The sequence below is a fragment of the Aquibium pacificum genome, from assembly GCF_040839445.1.
GTDB classification, from domain to species: domain Bacteria; phylum Pseudomonadota; class Alphaproteobacteria; order Rhizobiales; family Rhizobiaceae; genus Aquibium; species Aquibium pacificus.
Genome location: NZ_JBDPGJ010000007.1, coordinates 113,119 through 138,182, shown reverse-complemented (window position 1 = coordinate 138,182; position 25,064 = coordinate 113,119). Strand labels below are relative to the sequence as shown.

The window sequence follows — 25,064 nt, the reverse complement described above, 5'->3', positions numbered from 1 at the left end:
ACATCTCATCGCATGAACCCGCTTCGCGCCACCCTTGCCATTCTCGCACTCGTTATTCTTCTACCGGCGCCCGCCGGTGCCTCCTCCAGCGATGTCTTCCGCACCGACGGCGGCTCGCTGCGCCTGGTGACGACCGGACTGGCCGGCCCTGACGGCGTCGTGCGCGGAGCGCTCGAGATCGCGCTCGAACCGGGGTGGAAGACCTACTGGCGCGAGCCCGGATCCTCGGGCGTGCCGCCGCAGATCGACGTGTCACGAAGCCTCAATGTTTTGTCGGCCGAGTTGCATTTCCCGGCGCCGGAATGGCACGAGGACAGCTATGGCGCCTGGGCAGGCTATGGCGGTTCGGTCAGCCTGCCGGTCACCTTCGCCATCTCCACGCCCGACCGCTATTCGCTGATTGAGGCAAGTCTCTTCCTCGGTATCTGCGAAGCCATCTGCATTCCGGTCCAGGCAAGCCTTTCGGTGGAACCGGGCAGCGATCCGGACGGCGCGGGGGACAGGCAATTCGTCGAGGCGGCCTTCGCTCGCCTGCCGGCGCCCGCCGACGCGCATTTCGGCATAGTCGAGGCTAGCGTCTCCGGCGAGGTTGCAACCGTCACAGCGGCCCTGCCGGGCGGAAGCGGGGACGCGGAACTGTTCGTGGCAGGCAGCGAAGGCTACGTCTTCGGGATTCCGCGCAAGAACGGATCGGCTCCGGGAGAGATCGTCTTCACGCTTCCGATCCTGGAAGAGCCCAAGAGCGGCGGTGTCGCCGCGATCGCCTACACGCTGGTCTCTGGCGGCGCTTCTGTCTCGGGCGATTTCCGACTTCCCTGACGTAGCGGAACTGGACAAACGCTTTCGGCTCGGCAATGAAGGGACCATGACCCGGGGGCTCCGGGCGTTCACTCGGAGATTTGCGAATAATGATTTCGGTTGGCGAGAAACTGCCGGACACAACGTTCAAGACGATGACGGCGGACGGCGCCAAGGACATGACCGTTTCCGATGTCTTTGGCGGCAAGAAGGTCGTGCTCTTCGGCGTTCCGGGTGCGTTTACGCCGACCTGCAGCAACAATCATCTTCCCGGCTATCTCGAGAACTACGATGCGATCATCGGCAAGGGCGTCGATACGATCGCGGTGGTTTCGGTCAACGACCATCACGTCATGGGGGCATGGGCGCGCTTCACCGGCGGCGAAGGACGGCTGCTCTTCCTGGCCGACGGCAACGGCACCTTCGCCCGCGCGACAGGGCTGGAGATGGACGCGAGCGGTGGCGGGCTCGGCCTGCGCTGCAAGCGCTTCTCGATGATCGTCGAGGACGGCAAGGTCGCGGCCCTCAACATCGAGGACATGCCCGGCAAGGCCGTCGAATCGGGCGCCGCGAAGATCCTCGAACAGCTCTGATCAGCCAGCGAGCGGCGAGCGGGGCCGTTCCGCCCCGCCGCGCTTGAACGGCGCCATGCCCATGCGCGCCAGTTCGTCGGCGCGCTCGTTCTCCGCGTGGCCGGCATGGCCGCGCACCCAGTGCCAGGTGACCGTGTGACGGCGGTTGGCCTCGTCCAGCGCCTGCCAGAGCTCGACGTTCTTCACCGGCTTGTCGTCGGCGGTCTTCCAGCCGCGCTTCTTCCAGCCATGAATCCAGCCGTTGATACCGTCCATCACATACTTGCTGTCGGTGTGCATCAGCACCGCGCACGGCTCCTTCAGCGCGTTCAGCGACGAGATCGCGGCCATCAGTTCCATGCGGTTGTTGGTCGTCGCCGCCTCTCCGCCGGAAAGCTCCTTGACCTTTCCGTTGAAGCGCAGGACAGCTCCCCAGCCGCCGGGTCCCGGATTGCCCGAGCAGGCGCCGTCGGTGAAAATTTCGATCGTCTTCATAATGCTGTCAGTCCGTATTCCGTGGCGGAGGCGATGTGGCGGTGGAAGCGGAGGCGGCGGATGAACTCGGACGGGTCGCGCTTCTGCACCAGCGCGCCGTCGGGGATCGTCAGCCAGTCGTAGAGTCTCGTCAGCATGAAGCGCAGGGCCGAGCCGCGCGCCAGGAGCGGGAGCGCTTCGCGTTCGGCCGGTTCCAGCGGCCTTACGCTCTGGTAGCCTGAAAGCAGGGCGCGTCCCTTGGTCAGGTTGAAGGAATTGTCCTTCTCGAAGCACCATGCATTGAGGCAGGTCGCCACGTCGTAGGCGAAGAGATCGTTGCAGGCGAAATAGAAGTCGATCAGGCCCGACAGCCGGTCTCCGAGGAAGAAGACGTTGTCGGGGAAGAGGTCGGCGTGGATGACGCCGGACGGCAGGTCGTCCGGCCAGGCTTCGGCGAAGGCCGCGAACTCCCCGTCGATCTCGGCGGCAAGGCCGGCCTCGTACTCGTCCGCGCGCGGGCGCGTCATCTCCCAGAGGTGTCTCCAGCCTGGGACCGAGAGGCGGTTTTCCCGCCGCATCTCGAAATCCGCGCCGGCAAGGTGCATACCGGCCAGTGCCTTGCCGACCTCGCGGCAATGCGCCGCCGTGGGCCGCCGCATCCATACCCCTTCGAGGAAGGTGATGATCGCCGCCGGCCGGCCGGCGAGCGTGCCGATCAGGCTTCCGTCCCGACGCTCGACAGGCAGCGGGCAGCTGATCCCCTTGCGCGCCAGATGCTGCATCAAGCCAAGGAAGAACGGCAGTTCGGCACCGTCGACCCGCTTTTCGTAGAGCGTGAGGATGTAGGTGCCGGCAGTCGTGTGCAGGAGATAGTTGGAGTTCTCAGACCCCTCGGCGATGCCCTTGTAGGACATCAAGTCGCCCACGGCATAGCCCCGGAGGTACTGCGAAAGTTCTTCTTCCGTGACGTCGGTGTAGACGGCCATCCGCGTGCGTCAACCGTTGACGAAGGCCATGTCGGCCCGCGTGAGCGCGACGTCGCGCAAGGTGCGCATCACCGGGAACTCCTCCGTTTCGGTTGCCGTAACGGCAAGCTCTACCGTCACGTCGAAGCGGCCGCGGAATGCTTCGATGATCTCGTTGACGATGATCTCGGGCGCCGATGCGCCGGCCGAAAGCCCCAGCACCGAGATGCCTCGCGTATCGTCCCAGGGAATGTCGGCCGCCCGCTGCACGAGATGCGACCGCCGGGCGCCGGCGCGTTCGGCCACTTCCACCAGCCGGCGCGAATTCGACGAGTTCGGCGCGCCGACGACGAGGAAGAGATCGGCGCCGGCGGCAGTTTCCTTCACGGCGTCCTGGCGATTGGTCGTGGCGTAGCAGATCGATTCGGCCGCGGGCGCCTGGATCGCCGGGAAGCGCGCCTTCAGCGCCCTGATGATGCCCGCCGTGTCGTCGACCGACAGCGTGGTCTGCGTCACGAAACCGAGTGCCTCGCTATCCTCCGGCGAAAAGGCCGCGACGTCCGCCTCTGTCTCGATCAGCGTCGCGGCGCCATCCGGCAGCTGCCCCATCGTGCCGATCACCTCGGGGTGCCCTGCATGGCCGACCAGCACGACGTGCCGCCCTAGCCGCTGGTGGCGCATCGCCTGCTTGTGCACCTTGGAAACCAGCGGGCAGGTGGCGTCGAGGAAGAAGAGTTCGCGCGCCCTCGCGTCGGCGGGGACCGATTTGGGCACGCCGTGCGCGGAGAAGACGACCGGGCATTCGCGGTGTTCGGGCGGGATCTCGGAGAGTTCCTCGATGAACACGGCGCCAAGCGTCTGCAGCCCCTCCACCACGTACCGGTTGTGCACGATCTCGTGGCGGACGTAGACGGGCGCGCCGTACTTCTTCAGCGCCAGGACGACGATCTGGATCGCACGGTCGACGCCCGCGCAGAAACCGCGCGGTTCGCAGAGGCGGATCGTGAGGGGCGGCTTGCTCGGGGGCTGCGTCATTCGAAAATCTCCGGGGCGGACATGATGTCCCCTCCCCCGCCCTGTCAAGGGCGGGGCCGGCCGCAGACGGCTGTCAGCGCCGCTCGTCGCGCCACAGCGACACCGCCAGCACCGCCGCCAGCGCCGCGGCCAGCCCGTACCAGGTCACCGCATACTGGAGATGGTTGTTGGGCAGTTCGATGATGGTCACGCCACCGATCGGCAGCCCATTCGCATCCCGGCCCTTTTCGGCATCGATAAAAAACGGAACCGTGTCGGACGGGTCGAGCCCGGAGATCGAGGCCATGGTCGACCAGTCCTTCCAGAAGAATGTGCGTTCCTCCGGCTTGTTGTCCGGTACGATGAAGCTCGGTTTGCCGTCGAGCCTTTCGCGCGCGAGGCCCGTTACCACGACCTCGCCGGCAGGCTGCGAGCCCGGCCGGCGTGCGGGATCCCGAAGGTCGTAGGGAACGAAGCCGCGGTTGACGATGACGGTATTGCCCGATGCGTGGCTTTCGCCGTCGGCGAGAACGAGCGGCGTGTAGACGTACCAGCCCGATTGTCCCTCGCTGGTGGCGAAGAAAAACATCTCCCGGTCGTTGAGGAAACGCCCGCGCACCGTCACAGGCGTGTATTCCAGCGACCCCTCCTGCAGGCCCAACTCCTCCAGTTCGGCGATGTTTCGGGGCTGCGAATGCGTGCGCTCGTCGATCTGAGCGATGAGCGCTTCCTTCCATTGCAGGCGCCGCACTTGCCAGGTGCCGAGGCCGATGAGGATGGAGAAGACGACCAGACCCGCGGCGAGCGCGATCCACCGCCGTCGCGCGCCGAGGCGCAAGGGCATGTCCTGCGTCATCACTTGTCCAGGCGGCCCTCGGCGGCCTTGTTGCTGTACTGCAAGGTCAAAAGGACGCCCTTGATGAGGCGCAGCGACACCAGCCCAAGCGCGATGGTGAGCGGGATCCACAGAAGGAAGTGGACCCACAGCGGCGGATTGACGGTGACCTCCATCCACAGCGCCAGGCCAACCACCACGAAGCCGATGATGAGGATGACGAAGACGGCCGGCCCGTCGCCCGCGTCCGCGTAGGAGTAATCGAGATCGCAATTGGCGCAGCGGTCGCCCACCGCGAGGAATCCCTTGAACAGCTTTCCCTCGCCGCAACGCGGGCAGCGGCCCTTGAGGCCGGCGGACACTGGATCGACCGGCGGATAATGGGCTCGATCTTCGTTCATCATGTTACCCCGCGGTTGGACGCCGAAAGCGTGCCACGACTCAGGGTTCGCTCGCGGCGCTTCAGGCTCTCGTCTTGACGCATGCCGTCTTCACGCACCCTCATCAACGTCGCATATGGTGCAGCATGGCGGCCATAAAAAGAAACGGCCGCGTCTCCGCGGCCGCTCGTTGTCGTGCAGCGTGGGCTGTCAATGCCCTGCGGCGATGGTCGCTCCGGCGGACGCCCAGACGTAGATCGAGGCGAAGAGGAACAGCCAGACCACGTCGACGAAGTGCCAATACCAGGCCGCCGCCTCGAAGCCGAAATGCTGCTTGGGCGTGAAGTCGCCGGCCATGGCGCGGAACAGACAGACCAGCAGGAAGATGGTTCCGATCAGCACGTGGAAGCCGTGAAAGCCGGTCGCCATGAAGAAGGTAGCGCCGTAGATGGAATCCCTGAACGCGAACGGCGCGTGTACGTACTCGTAGGCCTGTACGCAGGAGAACAGCACGCCGAGCGCCACCGTGAGCACCAGGCCCCAGACGAGGCCCTTACGGTCATCGTGCAGCAGGGCGTGGTGCGCCCAGGTGACGGTCGTGCCGGAAAGCAGCAGGATGATCGTGTTGTAGAGCGGCAGGTGGAAGGGATCGAGCACCTCGATGCCCTGCGGAGGCCACTGGCCGCCGGTGAACTCCGCCCGCGCGACCTGCGCTGCCTCGCCGGGGAACAGCGCGGCGTCGAAGAAGGCCCAGAACCAGGCGACGAAGAACATCACCTCGGAGGCGATGAACATGATCATGCCGTAGCGAAGGTGCAGCGACACCACACGGGTGTGATGACCCTCGTGTGCCTCCTTGATCGTGTCCGACCACCAGGAGATCATCGTGTAGATAACGATCAGGAAGCCGACCGCGAAGATCCAGAAGCGGGCACCGGCAAGGTCGAGGCCGAAGAACGGGACCGACCCCGACTTCATGCTCTGCATCCAGGCGATGCCCCCGATCGCCATGACGAGCGCGCCGACCGAGCCGATGAAGGGCCACGGGCTGGGGTCGATGATATGGTAGTCGTGTTGCGGTTTGGCGTGTCCGTCAGCCATTTCAGCCCCCGAGATTGCTGGACTTGTTGGTGGTCGCGTCCGGCGAAGCCGCAGCAGCACTGGCGGCCGCGGGTTCCTCGTCGATCGCGAAGAATGTGTAGGAAAGCGTGATCGTCGTCATGTTCTTCAGTTCAGGCACCTCGTCGATCGCGGGATCGACGTAGAAGACCACCGGCATGTCCAGCGTCTCGCCCGGCTTCAGTTCGGTGTCGGTGAAGCAGAAGCACTCGACCTTGTTGAAGTAGGCGCCCGCCATCTCGGGCGTGACGTTGAAGGAGGCGCGCCCGCGCGTGGTCCGGCTCGACGGGTTCCTGACCGTGTAGGAGATCTGCGTCGTCTCCCCGACCGGCATGGTCACCCGGCGCTGGACGGGCTTGAAGTCCCAGGGAAGGTTGCCGGCGACGTTGGCATCGAAGGCAACGGTGATCTTCCGGTCGAGCACCTTGTCGGAGTAGCGGTCGACGCGCTGCGTGGTGCCGCCATAGCCGGTCACCTGGCAAAACATCTGGTAGAGCGGAACGGCGGCGTAGGACATGCCGACCATGGCCGCGAAGGTGCCCAGGCAGGCTCCCGCGACGAGCAGGTTCGACCGCGTCCTGAACTTCTCGTTGCCGTTCTTCGCCGCGCCGGTCATCGCACTCTCACAGGGCCCGGTCGAGGATCGCCGGACCGAACTTGGCGATCGTGGCGATGTAGAAAATGATCACCAGCGCTGCCAGCCCGAGGCCGATCGCGATCGAACGGGCGCGGCGCGCCTTGCGCTGCTTCTCGGTGAGCGTGATGCCGTCCTTGTCTTCGTCAGCCAAGACCATCATCCTCATGCCACCAGAGCGCGCAGGACGACCGCATCGGCCAGATAGGCCGCGAAAATGCCGAACAGGTAGACGATCGAGTACGCAAACAGCGCCTTGGCCGGCTTCATGACGCGATCCTCGTCGGCCTGGTTCAGGACACGCCACGCATACCACACGAAGCCGGCACCCAGCGCCGCCGCGCTGGCCCCATAAGCCGCGCTCGAAAAGCCCAGCACCCAGGGCGCGACACCGACGGCTGCGACGACCACCGAATAGGCGAAGATCTGGCGGCGCGTCGATGCCTCGCCGGCGACGTTGGGCATCATCGGAATGCCGGCGCGGCCGTAGTCACCCGCCTTGAAGAGCGCGAGCGCCCAGAAATGCGGCGGGGTCCACAGGAAGATGATGAGGAACAGGATGACGCTCTCGAGGCTGACCGAGCCGGTCGCCGCAGCCCAGCCGATCATCGGAGGGAAGGCACCGGCGGCACCGCCTATGACGATGTTCTGCGGCGTCGAGCGCTTCAGCCACATCGTGTAGACGACCGCGTAGAAGAAGATAGTGAAGGCGAGCAGCGAGCCCGCGAGCCAGTTCACCAGGACGCCCAGCGTCATCACCGAGAGCGCCGACAGCACGAGCCCGAAAGCCAGCGCCTCGCCGCCCTGAACCCGGCCCGACGGGACGGGACGGTTCGCCGTGCGCGACATCACCGCGTCTATGTCGGCGTCGTACCACATGTTGAGCGCGCCGGACGCGCCCGCACCGACGGCGATGGACAGGATCGCGATCAACGCGATGAACGGGTTCATCGTCACGGGCGCTGAAAGCAGCCCCACGACCGCGGTGAACACCACGAGCGCCATCACGCGCGGCTTCAGAAGCGCGAAATAGTCGCCGGGCGTCGCCTCGGAGAGGTGGACGCCGGCTTCCAAGCGGCTGTCTAGTCCGGCCATGGCCATTTGAAACGCTTCCAGTCCTTGTTCTTCTTGGTGCGAAGCCGCCGCCGTCGTGGCCTCGATGTCAATGCGCGGCAGCCTACTTGATCTTCGGCAGCTGCTCCCACTGGTGGTAGGGCGGCGGCGAGGAGAGCTGCCATTCCAGCGTCGTGGCACCCTCGCCCCAGGGATTGGCACCGGCCTCGCGCTTCTTCGAGAACGCCTCGAAGACGCCGTAGAGGAAGATCACCACGCCGATCGCCGACAGGTAGGACCCGTAGGACGACACCATGTTCCATCCGGCGAACGCGTCCGGATAGTCGATGTAGCGGCGCGGCATGCCGGCGAGGCCGAGGAAGTGCTGCGGGAAGAACACAAGGTTCACGCCGATGAAGGTGACCCAGAAGTGGGTGCGCGCGATCAGCGGCGAGTACATGTAGCCGGTCATCTTGGGGAACCAGTAGTACCAGGCCGCGAAGATGGCGAAGACGGCGCCGAGCGACAGCACATAATGGAAGTGCGCCACGACGTAGTAGGTGTCGTGGAGCGCGCGGTCGAGGCCTGCATTGGCGAGCTGCACGCCCGTCACCCCACCCACGGTGAACAGGAAGATGAACCCGATCGCCCACAGCATCGGCGTGCGCATCGAGATCGATCCACCCCACATGGTGGCGATCCAAGAGAAAATCTTCACGCCCGTCGGCACCGCGATGACCATCGTGGCGAAGACGAAGTAGCGCTGCGTGTCGAGCGACAGGCCGGTCGTGTACATGTGGTGCGCCCACACGACGAAGCCGACGACGCCGATCGCGACCATCGCATAGGCCATTCCCAGATAGCCGAAGACCGGCTTCTTGGAGAAGGTCGAGACGATGTGGCTGACGATGCCGAAACCCGGCAGGATGAGAATGTACACCTCGGGATGTCCGAAGAACCAGAAGAGATGCTGGAACAGGATCGGATCGCCGCCGGCTTCCGGCGCGAAGAAGGCCGTGCCGAAATTGCGGTCCGTCAGGAGCATGGTGATGGCGCCCGCCAGGACCGGCAGCGACAGAAGCAGAAGGAAGGCGGTGATCAGCACCGACCAGGCGAAGAGCGGCATCTTGTGCAGCGTCATGCCCGGCGCGCGCATGTTGAAGATCGTGGTGATGAAGTTGATGGCGCCGAGGATCGACGAGGCGCCCGCGATGTGGAGCGACAGGATGGCGAAATCCATCGCGGGGCCAGGCTGGCCCGACGTCGAGAGCGGCGGGTAGATGGTCCAGCCGCCGCCGACGCCGTGGGCGCCGGGTGCGCTCGGCATGAATGCCGACATCAGGAGCAAGATGAAGGCGGGCGGCAGCAGCCAGAACGAGATGTTGTTCATGCGCGGGAACGCCATGTCCGGCGCGCCGATCATGATCGGCACCATCCAGTTGGCGAAGCCGCCGATCAGCGCCGGCATGACCATGAAGAAGATCATGATCAGCCCGTGCGCGGTGGTAAAGGCATTGTACATCGACTTGCCGGCGTCGAGGGCAGAATCGCCTTCCACGCCGTAGACCATGCCCGCCAGGCCGTGGAATATCTGGATGCCGGGCTCGGCCAGCTCCCAGCGCATGACGACCGAGAGCGCGCCGCCGATGATGCCGGCGCAGATCGCGAATATCAGGTAGAGGGTTCCGATATCCTTATGGTTGGTCGAGTAGACCCACCGCGTCCAGCCATACGGCTTGTGCTCGTGGTGGTCGTGAGCTGCAGCGCCTGCCATCTTCACCGCTCCATTGTCATTCTGTCAGGGTCCGGGCTCAGTTGCCGGCCGCCGCTACTTTGGTCTTCGCTTCTATCTGTGCCATCAGGGCCCTGTTGGCGCCGGGAAGATCCTCCCGCGCCGCCGTCAACCAGGAATCGTACTGGTCGCGGCTCACGACTCGTATGGCGATCGGCATGAAGGCGTGGTCCTTGCCGCAGAGCTCGGAGCACTGACCGTAATAGAGGCCTTCCTTCGTCGCCTTGAACCAGGTCTCGTTGATGCGGCCGGGCACGGCGTCAACCTTGATGCCGAAGGACGGCATGGCGAATGCATGCAGCACGTCACTGGCCGTCACGAGCACTCGGACGGTCGCGTCGACCGGGACCACGACCTCGTTGTCGACGGCCAGGAGCCGCGGATAGCCGACCATGTCTTCCTTGCCGAGTTCGGCGCGCGCGTCGTCCTGCAGGAGAGCGGCGTTGAAGTTAAAAGGCTCGTCGAGCTGGTACTCGTAGTCCCAGTTCCACTGGTTGCCGATCGCCTTGATCGTGAGTTCCGGCTCCTCCGGCGGCGTGTACTGCGCCGTCAGCAGCTGGAACGAGGGAATGGCCAGGAACAGCAGGATCACCACCGGACCGACAGTCCAGATCACTTCGATCACCGTGTGGTGGCTGGTGCGGGACGGCACCGGGTTGGCGCTGGCGCGGTAGCGGAAGATCACCCAGGCCAGTAGCACGAGCACCAGGAGCGTGATCGGGACGATGAACCAGAGCGTGTACTGCTCGAACCAGCGGATTTCTTCCATGATCGGCGTGGCGGCCGGGTTCATGGTCGTCTGCCAGTCGACCGGGTTTGCCACCGCGGCCGACGCCGCGGCCATAAGCGCAATCGTGCCGGACACCAGCGTCAGGAACTTTCTCGTCACGCTCGATTTCTCCTCGATCGCCGCGGTCGGACGGGCCGCCGCGCACATTTCCCAGCCGGGCTGGAAAAGCCCGGCATGACTCGCGCCGTTAAAACCATACTCTCTCGCCGACCGCAACAAAACGCCCGTTCCGATCCGTGCGGCATTTTTGCGCCAGATCAAATCGATGCCGGGCGCGGGATGGCAAGTTGGGCGACCATGCGCGGCGAACAGCAGACAAAGACCGTGGGCGGGCGCGCCGAATCGCCGCGGGCGTCGCAATTCGAGCAAATTCCCCCGACAGTACGACGGTGAGAAACCCGCGCGGCCGGGTGTGCGCTTGGTCCGGCGCGTGCCACGCGGTACATTCCACCTGATTCGCCATGGAGCGCAGATGAGCATCCTTTCCGCACGGACTTTCCTGGCCGGCCTCGGCGCCGCGGCCTTCGCGACCGCAGCCGTTCCGGCCGGCGCGCAACAGACCAGCCCCGCCCGTTCAACGCACGGAGCCTGGTCCATCATCTGCGACATACCGGCGGGCGCCACCGGCGAGCAGTGCGTGATGATGCAGAACGTCGTGGCGGAGGACAGACCGGAGGTGGGCCTCTCGGTCGTGGTGCTGAAGACCGCCGACAACAAGGCCGAGATCCTTCGCGTGCTGGCGCCGCTGGGCGTTCTCCTGCCGAACGGGCTGGGGCTGAACGTCGACGGCAAGGACATTGGCCGCGCCTATTTCGTGCGGTGCTTCCAGGACGGCTGCTACGCGGAGGTGATCCTCGAGGAACCGCTCCTGGAGACGCTGAGGACCGGCACGGCTGCCACCTTCATCGTCTTCCAGACGCCCGAAGAGGGAATCGGCATACCGGTCGACCTGAAGGGTTTCGCGGAAGGGTTCGCCGCGCTGCCGTGAGGCCCGCCATCGGGCAGGTTCACTACCGCACGGCGTGGCGCTCGCGCATGACATCCACCGACCGGCGCACGAGTTCTTCCAGTACCGCTTCGTCGACATCGGTCAGCCGCTTCAGGTAGAGGCACGACTGGCTCGTCGTGAAGCGGCCGAGGCGGCGCATCAGATCTGGCCACTGCTCGAAGCCCGGCATGACGTAGATGGTCATCGCCGCCTTGCGCGGCGCGAATCCCGTCAGGAACCAGAAGCCCTGCTGGCCGCCGGGGTGCTTGTAGTGATACTCGCCGAAGCCCACCATCGATACGCCCCATATGCGCGGCGTCTCGCCGCTTGCGCGTTCCAGGATCGGCACGATGCGCGCTGCCTCGTCGCGGCGACGTTCGTCCGCGATGGCGGCCACGAAGTCCGCCACACTCGCATCCGTCGGCAGTGTCTTTTGCGTGTAGGCCATCGCCAATTGCCTCCCGGGGTGTGGGAATGGTCCCGACATTTGCCTATCTAGCAGGAACGACAACCCAATCCGATCGGGAATCCAGGCATGACCCAAAGCCTCCTAGAAAAATTCGACGTCTCCGAAGAGACCATCCGCCGGATCGTTTCCGATGCGGTCTCCGGCGCCGACGACGGCGAACTGTTCCTCGAATACTCCGAGGGCGAGGCGCTCGTCTTTGATAACGGGCGGCTGAAGACGGCCAACTTCAACACCGACCAGGGGTTCGGGCTGCGCGCGGTGGCAGGCGAGGCGACAGGCTTCGCGCACGCGAGCGAGCTCTCGCAAGCCGCGCTTCTGCGCGCCTCGGACGCGGTCTCCGCGGTCAAGGCGGGATATTCGGGTACGCTCGCTGCCGCGCCGACCGGCACGAACCGCAGGCTCTACGACGACGTCAATCCGATCGCAGCGCCCGGCTTTGCCGAGAAGGCGAAGCTCCTGCAGGAGATCGATGGCTGGGTGCGGGCCAGGGACCCACGCGTCAGGCAGGTCACCGCGTCGCTCGCCGCCTCGTGGCAGCAGGTGGAGATCCTGCGCGCCGACGGCCATTTCGTGCGCGACATCCGCCCGCTGGTCCGCATGAACGTGTCGGTCGTGGTCGGCGAGGGAGACCGCCAGGAGAGCGGTTCCTACGGCATGGGCGGCCGCAAGGGTTTCGGCGAGTTCGTGGCGGAGGAATCCTGGAAGCACGCGGCGGACGAGGCGCTGCGCCAGGCGCTGGTCAACCTCGAAGCCGTGCCGGCGCCCGCCGGCACGTTCGACATCGTTCTATCCTCCGGATGGCCGGGCGTGATGTTGCACGAAGCGGTGGGCCACGGGCTGGAGGGCGACTTCAACCGCAAGAAGACCTCGGCTTTCTCCGGGCTGATGGGCCAGCAGGTGGCGGCGAAGGGCGTCACTGTGGTCGACGACGGCACGATCGCCGAGCGGCGTGGCTCGCTGACCATCGACGACGAGGGCACGCCTTCGGCGCGCAACGTGCTGATCGAGGACGGCAGGCTCGTGGGCTACATGCAGGATCGTCAGAACGCCCGCCTGATGGGTGTGGCGGCCACCGGGAACGGTCGCCGCGAGGGCTATGCGCACCAGCCGATGCCGCGCATGAGCAACACTTTCATGACCGCCGGCGACAAGACGCCGGAAGAGATCATCGCGTCCGTGAAGAAGGGCGTCTACGCGGTCTCCTTCGGCGGCGGACAGGTGGACATCACGTCCGGCAAGTTCGTGTTCGGCTGCACCGAGGCCTACATGATCGAGGACGGCAAGGTCACCCGGCCGATCAAGGGCGCCATGCTGATCGGCAACGGCCCGGACGCCATGCACCGCGTCTCCATGATCGGCAACGACATGAAGCTCGACACCGGCATCGGCATGTGCGGCAAGGCCGGCCAGGGAGTGCCGGTCGGCGTCGGCCAGCCGCATCTGAGGATGGACAGGATGACGGTGGGCGGCACGCAGGCATAGCCGTCAGCCGGGAAGCGTTCGAGTGGATTTGAACCCGAGTGCCTGGTTTCGATTCTTGCAGCTGGAACTTCAATGGTGCGTCCGTTCCCGACGCCGTCAGTATGTTGCTGGCAAAGTACTGACGGCGCCACCCACCGGCATTCCCCGCTTTGGGTTTTCCGAGGTACCCAGTCAGCGAGCCATGACCCCGCCGTCGACGGGGATCGTGGCGCCGGTCATGAAGCTAGAGGCCGGCGACGACAGGAGGAGCGCCAGGCCTTTTATCTCTTCGGGATCGGCGATGCGGCCGAGCGGCACCATGGAGGCGAATTGCGCCTCGACCTCGGGCTGCCTGATCCGTCCGCCGGCGATGTTGGTGCGGAAGGGACCCGGCGCGATGCCGTTCACCATCACGCCATAGGGCGCCAGTTCCATCGCCGCCTGGCGCACGAGATTGACCACGGCGGCCTTGGTCGCGGTATAAGCATAGCCGCACATCACCTCGGACTTCAGCCCTGCGACCGAGGCGACCGCGACGATGCGGCCGCCGCGCTGCCGCTTCATGTGCTTCGCCGCGGCCTGCACCGACGCAAAGACGCCCGTCAGGTTGATGCCGAGCACCCGGTCCCACTGCGCATCGTCGACGGCGTTGATCTGACCGGTTTCGGTGAGATAGCCGGGTCCCGCCGACACGCCCGCATTTGCGACCATCACGTCGAGGCTGCCGTGCCTCGCCGCCACTTCATCCACAGCGGCGCGAACCGCGGCACGATCCGAGACATCCAGAACCAGCGTTTCGGCTCTACCGCCAGCCTTCGCGACGCCCGGGCAGACGCGATCAAGGGCGGCTCCATCCATGTCCGTCAGGACGACGTGAGCGCCAGCCTCCGCGAGCGCTTCGGAGATTGCCAGCCCCAAGCCACTCGCCGCGCCTGTCACGAGGGCGACCTTGCCCTTCAGCGAGAACCGTTCCGTATGCGTCATTCCGTCCCTCCCATTCCGTTTTGGTATGCAAGACGGAAAATCGCGTCATGACAAGAGAATTTCCTGATCTGGATTTTCCTTTAGCGATTTCAGCTATTTAGGACAATATCATGCTAGTGGCGGCACATTTGTGTCGACTTATCGATTGACGATTTTTCCGAAAGAGTGTGTACAATAAGGCTGCAAAACGACGCCGGCACACCGGCTGGCGCTTCAGGGAGGTCGCGCAGGATGGCGCATCGCGAATCATTCGAAACCGTCACCGGCTGCCGCATCCGCATGATGCGGAAGGGCAAGGGGGAACCACTGCTCTTCCTGCACGGTGCTACCGGCGTACCGCGCTGGCTGCCGTTCATGGACATGCTGGCCGAGAAGTATGACCTGATCGTGCCGGAGCACCCTGGGTTCGGCGCATCCGACACGCCTGACTGGCTCGACAACATCGGTGACCTCGCCTTCTTCTATCTGGACCTGATCGACCATCTCGGCCTCGACAAGGTCCACCTGCTCGGCACGTCGATCGGCGGCTGGATCGCGGCGGAACTCGCGACGCGGTCGTGCGAAAAGGTCAGGACGCTGACGCTGGTCGCCCCGGCGGGCATCCACGTGAAGGGCGTCAAGAAGGGCGACATCTTCATGTGGTCGCCCGAGGAAACGGCGCAGAACCTCTTCCACAACCAGGAGATCGCCAAGGCGGTGCCGCAGCCGGCCAACGAGGACGAATTGATGGTCGTGCTGAAGAACCGGCTGATGACGGCCAAGCTCGGCTGGCAGCCGCGCATGTACAACCCGCACCTGAAGAAGTGGCTGCACCGCGTGGACGTGCCGACGCTGATCATCTGGGGCGACGACGACAAGCTCATCCCCGCCGCGTACGGACCGGCCTATCGCGATCTCATCCCGAACTCCTCGCTCGAGGTGATCGCCGAATGCGGCCATCTCCCCCACGTCGAGAAGGCGCAGGAGTTCACCTCGAAGGTCGTCAGCTTCATCGAAGGAGCCGCGTGATGAAATTCTACATGATGCACCTGATGCCGTATGCGGATCTCGATCTGGATTACGACCAGAAGCACAATTCCGCCTGGATCACGCTGCCCAACAGCTACTACGACCCGAAGAAGGGCGCCAAGCTCTACAACCGCTACCTCGACGAACTCGAATATGCCGACCAGCTCGGGTTCGACGGCATCTGCGTCAACGAGCACCATCAGAACGCGTACGGGCTCATGCCCCAGCCAGGCGTCATGGCGGGAGCGCTGGCGCGACGCACCAAGAAGGCGAAGATCGCCATCCTCGGCCGCGCCCTGCCGTTGCTCAACAATCCGCTCACGGTCGCGGAAGAATTCGCGATGGTGGACAACATCACCGAGGGCCGCCTGATCGCCGGCTTCGTCCGCGGCATCGGCGCGGAGTACCACGCCTGGAGTTCCAATCCCGCGCTCTCGCACGAGCGTTTCCACGAGGCGCACGACCTCATCGTGCGGGCGTGGACGGAGACCGGACCGTTCGCGTTCGAGGGCGACCAGTATCACTTCGAATATGTGAACCTCTGGCCGCGCCCCTACCAGAACGATCCGCATCCGCCGATCTGGATCCCGTCGCAAGGGTCGAGCGAGACTATCGAATGGGCGTCGCATCCGTCGCGCCGCTACACCTACCTGCAGACCTTCACCCCGGTGGCGATGCTGGTGAAGTACATGCAGATGTACAGGGACATGGCCGCCGAGCACGGCTACGAGGCGACCGAGGATCAACTCGGCTGGTCGGTGCCGCTCTACGTCGCCGAAACCGACGAGATCGCGCGCCGCGAGGCGCAGCCGCACATCGAGAACTTCCTCAACAAGTTCCTGCGCATGCCCAAGGAGATGCTGCTGCCGCCCGGCTACCTTTCGCTGAAGTCGATGCTGGGCGTCATGAAGGCGAAGTCCTCGATCGGGACGAAGCAGACGATCGATGCGGTGATCGAGAAGGGCATGTTCATCTGCGGCAGCCCGCAGACGGTGCGCGAGAAGCTGGCGGAGTATCACTCGCAGATCGGCTTCGGCCATCTCCTGACGCTGCTCCAGTTCGGCACGCTGCCGGCGGAACTGACGCGCAAGAACATGGAACTCTACGCAAACGAGGTGATGCCCTATCTGCGCGACCATGCGGCCAAGAAGGTCTCGGTCGCTGCCGAATGATCTTCCGGGGCGGGCTCTCCTCCGCCGGAGGAGGGCCCACCGTCAGGGCTCCGGATCGGGATCGGGATCGTTGAGGATCGAGAACAGATGAGCGCCCATCGCGGCTTCCGCCCAGTCGGGATTGCGCGCCTTCAAGGCGTCGATGATCTCGTGGTGCTGCCTGTGCGTGCGCCTGGTGCGCTCCTCGACCGGCTCGGCATAGAAGTTGAAGATGGACGCGGGAAGCTCAAGCGAGGACGCCAGGATGCGTTCGAGCCGCGGGCTATCGGCTGCCCTGGCGATGAGGGCGTGGAATTCGTTGTTCAGCTGATCGAAGCGGGCGAGATGCCCGTGCCAGCCAAGTTCGTCGAACACGGCCTCCATCTCTCCCTCGAGCGCCTCGAGGCGGGCGATGTCGGCATCGCCGATGCGGCGCGCGGCGCGTCGGGCACCATGCGCCTCGAGCTTGGCGCGCAGCCTGAAGATCTCGGCGACGTCCTTTTGCGAGAAGCTCGCGACTTGCCCGCGCCGATAGCGCTCCAGGACGACGAGGCCTTCGTTCGAAAGCCGGCTCAGCGCCTCGCGCACCGGCGTGCGGCTGACGCCGATGCGCTCGGCGAGCCTTGCTTCCTGCAGCGTCTCGCCCGAGCGAAGATCGCCGGAGATGATTGCGCCGCGAATGAAGCGGTACGCCGTTTCCACGGCTCCGGCGGCATCGGCCCCGTCACGCTCCAGCGCCGCTTCGTTCGTGCTGCCCATCCTCTTCGACACTCCCGCCGTTTCGGAACCGCTTTTCGCACGCCGGACGGGAATCCGGCAAGCGCGGGCCGATTGTATACCAGAAGGCACAGAATGGACAGAATGTCGCAGTTTTCTATTGACGCCGGGGCTTTCTTGTATACCCTTGACCAGCACTCTCAATCGGGTCGCCAAGCCGGCGAAAACGCAGTATGAAGATCGAACGCGGCATGTCCGCCTATGTCTCGGGCGGAGGTTCCGGCATCGGCCGGGGTATTTCGCTGGCTCTCGCCGCCCGCGGCGTGAATGTCGGCGTGGCGGACATCCGCGAATCCGACGCCGCCGAGACCGCCCGCCAGATCACCTCCGCGGGTGGCAAGGCGATTCCGCTGCCGGTTGACGTTTCCGACGCTTCGTCGGTCGAGGCTGCCGCCGACCACATCGAAGGGACCTTCGGGCCAGTCTCGATCGTTTGCAACAACGCCGGCGTGGCCATGCACGGCGTGCCGCTGCACGAGATCGAGATGAGCGACTGGGACTGGGCGATCGGCGTCAACGTCTATGGCGTCATCCACGGCATCAGGAGCTTCGTGCCTCGCCTTCTCGATCGCGGCGGCCCCACACACATGGTCAACACCGCCTCGATCGGAGGCTTCCAGGTCAATCCGAACTTCCTGACCGGCGCCTACTCCATGACCAAATACGCGGTCGTGGCCCTGAGCGAGGCGCTCCGCAACGAACTCGCCGACACGACGGTCGGTATCTCGGTGCTCGCGCCGGCGGCCGTCGACACCGGCATCCACCTGTCCGAACGCAGCAGGCCCGAGCGGCTGGGCGGTGCCTACGTGCGTCCGCAGAACCACTTCATGGGTGACCTGATCAAGGGAAGCGCCAGACCGGAAGCGATCGGCGAGCGCGTCGCGCAGGCGATCGAGGACGAAGACTTCTACATCTTCACCCATCCCGAAACCGAGGAATGGCTCGACCGCCGCCAGGCTTCCATCCGGGAAGCCTTCGCCAAGGCGCGGCAGGCCGGTGCCGGTTCGATGGCGGCGGAATAGGCAAGGCGACATGCTCGACAGTCCAGGCTTCTATGCGACACATGGGCGCCGCGCGGCGGGTCCTACCGATCGTCCGACGCATATCGTGGGTATCGGGGGAACCACACGCATCGGTTCCTCGTCCGAAACCGCGCTCAGGCACGTGCTCTCCATCTGCCAGTCGCTGGGCTCGACCACGGAACTGATCGCCGGACCGCTGCTCGACCTGCCGATGTACGATCCTTCCGACGATCACCGCAGCCCCTCGGCGCGCCGGCTCGTCCAGTCGCTACGAAACGCGGACGGGATCATCGTCTCGTCGCCGAGCTACCACGGCGCCCTGTCGGGGGTCATCAAGAACGCGCTCGACTATGTCGAGGACATGCGCGACGATCCCCGCCCGTACTTCGACGGTCGCGCGGTCGGGATCGTGGTGACCGCCTTCGGCGCGCAGGGTCTTGGCACGACACTCATCGGCCTGCGATCGATCATCCACGCTCTGCGAGGCTGGCCGACGCCCTATGCGGCGGCGATCAACTCGCAGACGAAGCCGTTCGTCAACGGCAGGCCGGCGAATGCAGAGATCGAAAGCCAGCTCGGCACCGTGGCCACGCAGGTCGTGCAGTTCGCAGCAATGCAGCGACTGGCTCCATTCGATACGGAAATGGTAGGAAATCGTGCCGTGATGAACGGCTGACGATCGACCGAGGCGGGCCGCGGGAGGAATTGCCGGCCCGTCAACAGCCACGCACAGATCCGCTCGAAGCGGAAAATTGGGAGGAAGAGAAATGAAATCCATCATCGGGTACGCGGCCGCCCTGCTTGCGGCGACGGCCATTCTTTCGACGTCCGCGGCGGCGCAGACAGTGTCCATCTCGACGCTGCCGCCCGGCTCCATCAACAACGTCCAGACCCAAGCGATCGCCAAGGTGGTCCAGGAAGAGACCGGCATCCAGATGCGCGTGGTCACCTTCAACTCGCCGGCCGCCTCGATGGGCGCGGTGCAGGCCGGACAGGCAGCGGCTACATTCATGTCGAACGACGAGGTCGGCATCGCTGTGCGCGGCAAGGACGAGCACGAGGGCAAGCCGCTCGACAAGCTGCAGCTCGCGGCAACGGTGTTCCCCTTCAAGGTGGGCGTGCTGGTGCGCAAGGATTCCGGCATCGAGACCGTCGCCGATCTCAAGGGCAAGCGCTTCCCGATCGGCTGGCAGGGCTTTCCGCAGGGCGTCGCGCTGTCCAACGCGATCCTGGCCACGGCCGGGCTGACGCTCGACGACACCGACGGGGTGCCGACGGCCAACCTCCTGCGGGCGGCGGACGACTTCAAGGCCGGGCGGCTCGACGCAACCATTTTCGCCGTCGGCGCGCCGAAGATGGCGGAAGTCGACGCGGCGGTGGGCATCAAGTTCCTCGACCTCGACGACTCCGAGGAGGCCAAGAAGGCGATGGCCTCCATCCGGCCGGAATACACCGTGGCCAAGCAGGTCCCCCTGCCCCACCTCAACGGGGTCATCGGCGAAACGGACCTGATGCAGTATGCCATGACGGTTGCGGTGAGCGCCGAAACGGACGAGGAGACGGTCTACAACATCGTCAAGGCGATCCACGACAACAAGGACGCACTCGTCGCCGCGCACCCCTCGTTCAACGCGATGACCCCCGACAACCTGGCAGTCCAGCAGCCGGGCGTGACGTATCATCCGGGAGCTATCCGCTACTACAAGGAAATCGGCATCTGGCCGGGCGAGTAGCCGGCGGCCCACCCGACCACAGCCGAAATCCAGCCCAACGGGACGACGCCGCACATGACAATGCAGGCCGAACGTGAACTGGAGGCGCCGCCACCCGGCGGCGCCGTCAGGATCGCGACCACGCTGCTTGGCGCGTGTATCGCGCTTGCCGGCATCGCCTGGGGCGCCGATCTCTACCGCGCCGCGGGCTGGAACTTCCTCGCCGAGCAGTTCCTCGCCGTCGTGCTCGGCATGGCTTTGGCGATGGTCTACATCGTTCGCCCGTTCCGCGCAGCCGATGCGCCGCGGGAGCGGGTGCCCTGGTACGACTGGATCCTGGCGGCCGTCTCACTGGCAACCGGGATCTACATGGGGTGGCATTATCCGCGCATGCTGGGCGAATTCTTCAACTTCCCCTGGGACGTGCTGATTGTCACCTGGCTGCTGCTGGTACTGGTCCTGGAGGGACTTCGGCGCTCTTCCGGATGGCCGCTCGTCATCGTCGTCCTTGCCTTCTTCGCCTACGCTCTGGTCGGCCATCTGGTGAGCGGAAGCCTTCAGACGAGGGAGGTCGAGCTGAACGCGATGGTGGTCTATCTCGGCCTCGACACCAGCGGCCTGTTCGGGCTGGTGCTGCTGATCGGCGTGACGGTGGTGATTCCGTTCGTCTTCTTCGGCCAGCTCCTTTCCTCCTCCGGCGGTGCGAGTTTCTTCAACGACATCTCGCTGGCGCTGATGGGCCGCTTCCGCGGCGGCGCGGCGAAGATCTCGGTGCTCGCCTCGTCGCTGTTCGGGTCGATCAACGGCATCGTCGTCTCCAACATTCTCGCCACCGGCGTCATCACCATCCCGATGATGAAGAAGTCCGGCTTCAAGCCCGAGCACGCGGCGGCGATCGAGGCGAGCGCCTCGAACGGCGGCCAGCTCATGCCGCCGGTCATGGGCGCTGTCGCCTTCCTGATGGCCGACTTCCTGCAGATCAGCTACGGCGAGGTCGCGGTGGCGGCGCTGGTGCCGTCGCTGCTCTACTACTTCGCGCTCTTCATCCAGGCCGATCTCGAGGCGGCCAAGGGCAACATCCTGCGCGTCCCTGCAAAGGACATCCCGCGGCTGCTTCGGGTCGTGGCCAAGGGCTGGCTCTTCATGCTGCCCTTCGCGGTCCTCATCTACGCCCTGTTCTGGCTGAACCGCGAACCGGAGAACGCGGCAATCTATGCCTGCCTCGCGGTCATGCTGATAGGATTTACCTTCGGCTACGGCGCCCAGCGCCTGACCCTGGCGGAGATCTGGAACTGCGTTGTCCGCGCCGGGGTATCTTCGGCCGACATCATCATGATCGCCGCCGCCGCCGGCTTCATCATGGGCATATTGCAGATCACCGGACTCGGCTTCGCGCTGACGATCTTCCTCGTCGACATGGGCGCCGGCAACGTCCTTCTGCTGCTCTTCATCTCGGCGGTGCTGTGCATCATTCTCGGCATGGGCATGCCGACGCTCGGCGTCTACGTGCTGCTTGCCGTGCTCATCGTCCCGGCGCTGGTGGAGGTCGGGGTCTCGCCGCTGGCCGCGCACATGTTCATCCTCTACCTCGGCATGATGAGCTTCGTGACGCCGCCCGTAGCGATCGCCGCCTTCTTCGCAGCCAACCTCGCCAAGGCCGATCCCATGAAGACGGGCTGGGCCGCAATGCGGTTTTCCTGGACCGCCTACATCGTGCCGTTCCTGTTCGTCTTTTCCCCGACATTGCTGTTGCAGAGCACGTCGTGGAGCGCGATCCTGCTTTCGGTCTCGACTGCGATCATCGGCGTCTGGTTCGTGTCGGCGGGCATGATCGGGTATGGGCTCAGACGCATGCCAGCGCTTTGGCGCATCGTTTCCACGGTCGGCGGTTTCCTGCTCCTGCTGCCACCCGAGATGACGGGATGGGCGTGGATCGCCAACGTCGCCGGCTTCCTTCTGGCTGCTTCGGTTCTCGCCAGCGAGTATGTCGCGAGCCGGGCGATGGCGGAAGCCGGCAAGGTTGCCGCCGAATAGCGCATTTGCGAACGAGTTTCTTGAAGGACGACGACATGACCCAACCCAGTTCGACGCCCGAACAGCGCAAGGATTTCTACGACCGGCTGGCACCGCAGAACCTCGCACCTCTCTGGGAGGTACTGCGCGGGCTGCTGCCGAACGAGCCGAAGTCGAAGGCCGCGCCCCACCGTTGGCGCTATTCCGACATCCGCCCGCTGCTGATGGAGTCCGGGCGGTTGCTTACGGCGCAGGAGGCGGAACGGCGCGTGCTCGTCCTGGAGAACCCGAACTTCGCCGGCATGTCGCGCGCGACGTCGACGATGTATGCCGGCATTCAGTTGATCATGCCGGGCGAGACGGCGCCGGCGCATCGTCATACGCCGTCGGCGCTACGCTTCATGCTGGAAGGCGAAGGCGCCTTCACCGCTGTGGGCGGCGAGCGCACGACCATGCGCCGCGGCGATTTCATCATCACGCCGTCCTGGGCCTTCCACGACCACGGCAATGAGGGTTCCGATCCGTGCGCCTGGCTCGACGGGCTCGACCTGCCGCTCGTGTCCTTCTTCGAAGCCGGTTTCAACGAGCACTACAATGACGAGCGCCAGTCGATCGTCCGCCCCGAGGGCGATGCGCTCGCGCGCTTCGGCTCCGGCATGCTGCCGCTCGCCCCGGTGGAGCGCTACGGGCAGACGACGCCGATCTTCAATTATCCCTACGAGAGGACGCGCGCGGCCCTCGTCGCCGCGGCGAAAGGCGAAGGCCCGGATGCGCACGAAGCGGTCTCGCTGCGCTATGCGAATCCGATCGACGGCGGCTGGGCAATGCCCACCATGTCCGCCTGGATGATGCATCTGCCGAAGGGGTTCGAGACCGCGCCGATGCGCTCTACCGACGGCATCGTCATGGCGCTGGGCGAAGGCGCACTTACGGCGAAGATCGGCGACAGAAGTTTCGACCTCACCGAGCGGGACGTGGCGGTCACGCCGGGCTGGACGTGGCGTAGCTTCAAGGCCACGCAAGACAGCTTCCTGTTCTGCTTCTCCGACCGCGTCGCCCAGGAAAAACTCGGCCTCTGGCGCGAAGAGCGCGGGCCCGCCCACTAGACGATCATCCGCATACCAGGGAATAGAACATGCGTTTCTGCCGCTTCGACGACGACCGCCTCGGCGTGGTCGTGGGCGATCTCGTCCACGACGTGACCAAAGCTCTCGACGAACTGCCGCCACTTAGGTGGCCCGTGCCGCGCGGCGATCATTTCTTCAACCATTTCGATCGGTTGCGTCCGACGATGGAGGCCCTTGCGAAGTCGGTGCCCGGCAGACCGGTCGGCGAAGTGAAGCTTCTCTCTCCGGTCGCCAATCCCGGCAAGATCGTCGCGGCTCCGGTGAACTATCAGCTCCATCTCGACGAGTCCCGGGCAGACACAGGCATCAACTTCGGCACGCAAGTGAAGACGATCGCCGACTATGGCGTCTTCCTCAAGGCGACCAGTTCGCTGATCGGCGCGGGCGAGACCGTGGTCGCGGACTGGCCGGACCGCCGCATCGATCACGAGATCGAGCTTGCGGTGGTAATCGGAAAGCGGGGTTTCCGCATTTCGGAAACCGACGCGCTCGAACACGTCGCCGGCTACATGATCGGGCTCGACATGACCATCCGCGGCACCGAAGACCGCTCCTTCCGGAAGTCGCTCGATACCTTCACGGTGCTCGGACCGCACGTCGTCACGGCGGACGAGATCGGCGATCCCGGCAATCTCGATTTCGAGATCAAGGTGAACGGCGAGACCAGGCAGAAATCAAATACGCGCCTCCTGATCTGGAACGTCCAGAAGCTCATCGCCTACGCCTCGAAGGCCTACACGCTTCATCCCGGAGACGTGATCATGACCGGCACGCCCGAAGGTGTCGCGCCGGTCTCGCCGGGCGACACCATGCATGCCTGGATCGACAGGATCGGCTCGATGGATGTCAAGGTCGGTGGCTGAGAGGCCCGCCCTCGTCCGCAACAACAACGACAACAGGGTGGACGCCGCGCCCGGCATCGCAACGACTTCATGCGTTGAGATCCCGGGACTCGCCGCCACCGGGATCGACGTCATGCCGGTCAGCCCTTCGCGAAGGCGAGAAGATCGGCGTTCAGCACATCGGCATTGACCGTCAGCATGCCGTGCGAGAAGCCGGGATAGGTCTTCAGCGTCGCGTTCCTGAGGAGCTTGATCGACTTCATGGCCGAATCGTGGATCGGCACGATCTGGTCGTCCTCGCCGTGCAGGACGAGCGTGGGAACGGAGATCGCCTTCAGGTCCTCGGTCTGGTCCGTCTCGGAGAAGGCCTTGATTCCTTCGTAATGGGCCTTGGCGCTGCCCATCATGCCCTGGCGCCACCAGTTCTGGATCACGCCCTGGTGGACGGTCGCGCCCTCCCGGTTGAAGCCGTAGAAGGGGCCGGAGGCCACGTCGAGGAAGAACTGCGCGCGGTTAGCGGCGGTCGCCTGGCGGAAGCCGTCGAACACCTCGAGCGGCAGGCCTTCGGGGTTGGCGTCGGTCTTCAGCATCAGCGGCGGCACCGCGCTGACCAGCACGGCCCTGGCCACCCGTCCGGCCGGCTCGCCATGCTTCGCCACATAGCGGGCGACCTCGCCGCCGCCGGTCGAATGGCCGATGTGGATGGCATCCCTGAGATCCAGATGCTCGACGACGGCGAAGGCGTCGGCGGCATAGTGGTCCATGTCATGGCCGTCGGAAACCTGCGCCGAGCGGCCGTGGCCGCGGCGGTCGTGGGCGACGACGCGGTAGCCGTTCCGCAGGAAGAACAGCATCTGTGCGTCCCAGTCGTCGGCCGAGAGCGGCCAGCCGTGGTGGAAGACGACCGGCTGGGCGTCCTTCGGGCCCCAATCCTTGTAGAAGATTTCGACACCGTCGCTGGTGGTGACGTATGACATCCTGTTCGTTCCTTTCGAGGTTGCATCCGGCGCTGTCCATGCCGCCATCGGCAGTGCCGCGGCGCCGATCGTCGCGGCGGCCATGACTTTGACGTCTGAGCGGCCTT

General features: G+C 65.1%; 27 protein-coding genes. 12 read left to right on the top strand and 15 right to left on the bottom strand.

All coding sequences use genetic code 11. The features are described 5' to 3' along the window. Nucleotides 1-12 precede the first annotated feature (12 nt). Both ABGN05_RS25755 and ABGN05_RS25750 read left to right on the top strand, forming a co-directional pair. Nucleotides 13-819, top strand: coding sequence for a protein-disulfide reductase DsbD domain-containing protein (locus ABGN05_RS25755; protein ID WP_367956878.1), 807 nt, complete (start codon nucleotides 13-15; stop codon nucleotides 817-819). Nucleotides 820-905: 86 nt separating this feature from the next. After that, nucleotides 906-1,391 carry a peroxiredoxin gene (locus ABGN05_RS25750; protein WP_367956973.1) on the top strand — a complete coding sequence of 162 codons (486 nt, stop codon included), beginning with the start codon at nucleotides 906-908 and terminating at the stop codon, nucleotides 1,389-1,391. Here the strand turns inward: ABGN05_RS25750 and rnhA are convergent, their stop codons facing one another. From rnhA to coxB, 11 genes are all read right to left on the bottom strand, one after another. Further along, nucleotides 1,392-1,868: a ribonuclease HI gene (rnhA, locus tag ABGN05_RS25745; protein ID WP_367956972.1), complete on the bottom strand. Its 477-nt coding sequence runs from the start codon at nucleotides 1,866-1,868 to the stop codon at nucleotides 1,392-1,394. It abuts the gene before it with no gap. Continuing rightward, nucleotides 1,862-2,830, bottom strand: a complete 969-nt coding sequence (locus ABGN05_RS25740; protein ID WP_367956877.1) for a homoserine kinase — start codon at nucleotides 2,828-2,830, stop codon at nucleotides 1,862-1,864. Before ABGN05_RS25740 ends, rnhA begins: the two co-directional genes overlap by 7 nt. Before the next feature lie 9 nt (nucleotides 2,831-2,839). Further along, nucleotides 2,840-3,844, bottom strand: coding sequence for a 4-hydroxy-3-methylbut-2-enyl diphosphate reductase (ispH, locus tag ABGN05_RS25735; RefSeq protein ID WP_367956876.1), 1,005 nt, complete (start codon nucleotides 3,842-3,844; stop codon nucleotides 2,840-2,842). 73 nt (nucleotides 3,845-3,917) lie between these two features. After that, nucleotides 3,918-4,679 (bottom strand): SURF1 family protein, encoded by a 762-nt coding sequence (locus tag ABGN05_RS25730; RefSeq protein ID WP_367956875.1) that lies wholly within the window; start codon nucleotides 4,677-4,679, stop codon nucleotides 3,918-3,920. Then, nucleotides 4,679-5,059 (bottom strand): DUF983 domain-containing protein, encoded by a 381-nt coding sequence (locus tag ABGN05_RS25725; RefSeq protein ID WP_367956971.1) that lies wholly within the window; start codon nucleotides 5,057-5,059, stop codon nucleotides 4,679-4,681. The genes ABGN05_RS25730 and ABGN05_RS25725 overlap by 1 nt, the downstream gene beginning before the upstream one ends. 189 nt (nucleotides 5,060-5,248) lie before the next feature. Further along, nucleotides 5,249-6,139 (bottom strand): cytochrome c oxidase subunit 3, encoded by an 891-nt coding sequence (locus tag ABGN05_RS25720; RefSeq protein ID WP_367956874.1) that lies wholly within the window; start codon nucleotides 6,137-6,139, stop codon nucleotides 5,249-5,251. A gap of 1 nt (nucleotide 6,140) precedes the next feature. After that, the gene (locus ABGN05_RS25715) at nucleotides 6,141-6,773 is read right to left on the bottom strand and encodes a cytochrome c oxidase assembly protein (RefSeq protein WP_367956873.1); all 633 of its coding nucleotides are present in this window, start codon (nucleotides 6,771-6,773) and stop codon (nucleotides 6,141-6,143) included. Between the two features lie 7 nt (nucleotides 6,774-6,780). Beyond that, entirely contained in the window at nucleotides 6,781-6,945 is a 165-nt protein-coding gene (locus ABGN05_RS25710) for a cytochrome c oxidase system small membrane protein (protein WP_367956978.1), read from the bottom strand. Between the two features lie 11 nt (nucleotides 6,946-6,956). Then, entirely contained in the window at nucleotides 6,957-7,886 is a 930-nt protein-coding gene (locus ABGN05_RS25705) for a heme o synthase (RefSeq protein WP_367956969.1), read from the bottom strand. 82 nt (nucleotides 7,887-7,968) lie between these two features. Further along, nucleotides 7,969-9,618 (bottom strand): cytochrome c oxidase subunit I, encoded by a 1,650-nt coding sequence (ctaD, locus tag ABGN05_RS25700; RefSeq protein ID WP_367956872.1) that lies wholly within the window; start codon nucleotides 9,616-9,618, stop codon nucleotides 7,969-7,971. A 37-nt stretch (nucleotides 9,619-9,655) separates the two neighbouring features. Further along, a complete protein-coding gene (gene coxB / locus ABGN05_RS25695) occupies nucleotides 9,656-10,480 on the bottom strand; it encodes a cytochrome c oxidase subunit II (RefSeq protein WP_367956968.1) in 825 nt (274 codons plus the stop codon). Nucleotides 10,481-10,898: 418 nt separating this feature from the next. Between coxB and ABGN05_RS25690 the strand changes: the two genes are divergently transcribed. Continuing rightward, the gene (locus ABGN05_RS25690) at nucleotides 10,899-11,414 is read left to right on the top strand and encodes an invasion associated locus B family protein (protein ID WP_367956871.1); all 516 of its coding nucleotides are present in this window, start codon (nucleotides 10,899-10,901) and stop codon (nucleotides 11,412-11,414) included. A gap of 22 nt (nucleotides 11,415-11,436) precedes the next feature. Here the strand turns inward: ABGN05_RS25690 and ABGN05_RS25685 are convergent, their stop codons facing one another. Beyond that, the gene (locus tag ABGN05_RS25685; RefSeq protein WP_367956870.1) at nucleotides 11,437-11,862 is read right to left on the bottom strand and encodes a DUF1801 domain-containing protein; all 426 of its coding nucleotides are present in this window, start codon (nucleotides 11,860-11,862) and stop codon (nucleotides 11,437-11,439) included. 87 nt (nucleotides 11,863-11,949) lie between these two features. Here ABGN05_RS25685 and tldD point away from each other — a divergent pair, with 87 nt between their 5' ends. Next, complete coding sequence (tldD, locus tag ABGN05_RS25680) at nucleotides 11,950-13,365, top strand: metalloprotease TldD (RefSeq protein WP_367956869.1); 1,416 nt, start codon at nucleotides 11,950-11,952, stop codon at nucleotides 13,363-13,365. Between the two features lie 171 nt (nucleotides 13,366-13,536). Here tldD and ABGN05_RS25675 read toward each other — a convergent pair whose 3' ends face one another. Next, complete coding sequence (locus ABGN05_RS25675) at nucleotides 13,537-14,328, bottom strand: SDR family NAD(P)-dependent oxidoreductase (RefSeq protein WP_367956868.1); 792 nt, start codon at nucleotides 14,326-14,328, stop codon at nucleotides 13,537-13,539. A 231-nt stretch (nucleotides 14,329-14,559) separates the two neighbouring features. Here ABGN05_RS25675 and ABGN05_RS25670 point away from each other — a divergent pair, with 231 nt between their 5' ends. Both ABGN05_RS25670 and ABGN05_RS25665 read left to right on the top strand, forming a co-directional pair. Beyond that, the gene (locus ABGN05_RS25670) at nucleotides 14,560-15,336 is read left to right on the top strand and encodes an alpha/beta fold hydrolase (protein ID WP_367956867.1); all 777 of its coding nucleotides are present in this window, start codon (nucleotides 14,560-14,562) and stop codon (nucleotides 15,334-15,336) included. Then, a complete protein-coding gene (locus ABGN05_RS25665) occupies nucleotides 15,336-16,508 on the top strand; it encodes an LLM class flavin-dependent oxidoreductase (RefSeq protein WP_367956866.1) in 1,173 nt (390 codons plus the stop codon). Before ABGN05_RS25670 ends, ABGN05_RS25665 begins: the two co-directional genes overlap by 1 nt. Nucleotides 16,509-16,550: 42 nt before the next feature. On the opposite strand, the gene ABGN05_RS25660 is transcribed toward ABGN05_RS25665, so the two are convergent. After that, complete coding sequence (locus ABGN05_RS25660) at nucleotides 16,551-17,246, bottom strand: GntR family transcriptional regulator (protein WP_367956865.1); 696 nt, start codon at nucleotides 17,244-17,246, stop codon at nucleotides 16,551-16,553. Nucleotides 17,247-17,437: 191 nt separating this feature from the next. On the opposite strand from ABGN05_RS25660, the gene ABGN05_RS25655 reads away from it, so the two are divergent. From ABGN05_RS25655 to ABGN05_RS25630, 6 genes are all read left to right on the top strand, one after another. Next, the gene (locus ABGN05_RS25655) at nucleotides 17,438-18,286 is read left to right on the top strand and encodes an SDR family NAD(P)-dependent oxidoreductase (protein ID WP_367956864.1); all 849 of its coding nucleotides are present in this window, start codon (nucleotides 17,438-17,440) and stop codon (nucleotides 18,284-18,286) included. 10 nt (nucleotides 18,287-18,296) lie between these two features. Continuing rightward, nucleotides 18,297-18,962: an NADPH-dependent FMN reductase gene (locus ABGN05_RS25650; protein ID WP_367956863.1), complete on the top strand. Its 666-nt coding sequence runs from the start codon at nucleotides 18,297-18,299 to the stop codon at nucleotides 18,960-18,962. 91 nt (nucleotides 18,963-19,053) lie between these two features. Continuing rightward, entirely contained in the window at nucleotides 19,054-20,019 is a 966-nt protein-coding gene (locus ABGN05_RS25645; protein ID WP_367956862.1) for a TAXI family TRAP transporter solute-binding subunit, read from the top strand. Nucleotides 20,020-20,073: 54 nt separating this feature from the next. Further along, the gene (locus ABGN05_RS25640) at nucleotides 20,074-22,032 is read left to right on the top strand and encodes a TRAP transporter permease (RefSeq protein WP_367956861.1); all 1,959 of its coding nucleotides are present in this window, start codon (nucleotides 20,074-20,076) and stop codon (nucleotides 22,030-22,032) included. 35 nt (nucleotides 22,033-22,067) lie between these two features. Then, a complete protein-coding gene (gene gtdA, locus ABGN05_RS25635; RefSeq protein ID WP_367956860.1) occupies nucleotides 22,068-23,117 on the top strand; it encodes a gentisate 1,2-dioxygenase in 1,050 nt (349 codons plus the stop codon). Between the two features lie 29 nt (nucleotides 23,118-23,146). After that, a complete protein-coding gene (locus ABGN05_RS25630; protein WP_367956859.1) occupies nucleotides 23,147-24,001 on the top strand; it encodes a fumarylacetoacetate hydrolase family protein in 855 nt (284 codons plus the stop codon). Nucleotides 24,002-24,120: 119 nt separating this feature from the next. Here ABGN05_RS25630 and ABGN05_RS25625 read toward each other — a convergent pair whose 3' ends face one another. Continuing rightward, nucleotides 24,121-24,957, bottom strand: coding sequence for an alpha/beta fold hydrolase (locus tag ABGN05_RS25625; protein ID WP_367956858.1), 837 nt, complete (start codon nucleotides 24,955-24,957; stop codon nucleotides 24,121-24,123). Between the last annotated feature and the right edge of the window lie 107 nt (nucleotides 24,958-25,064).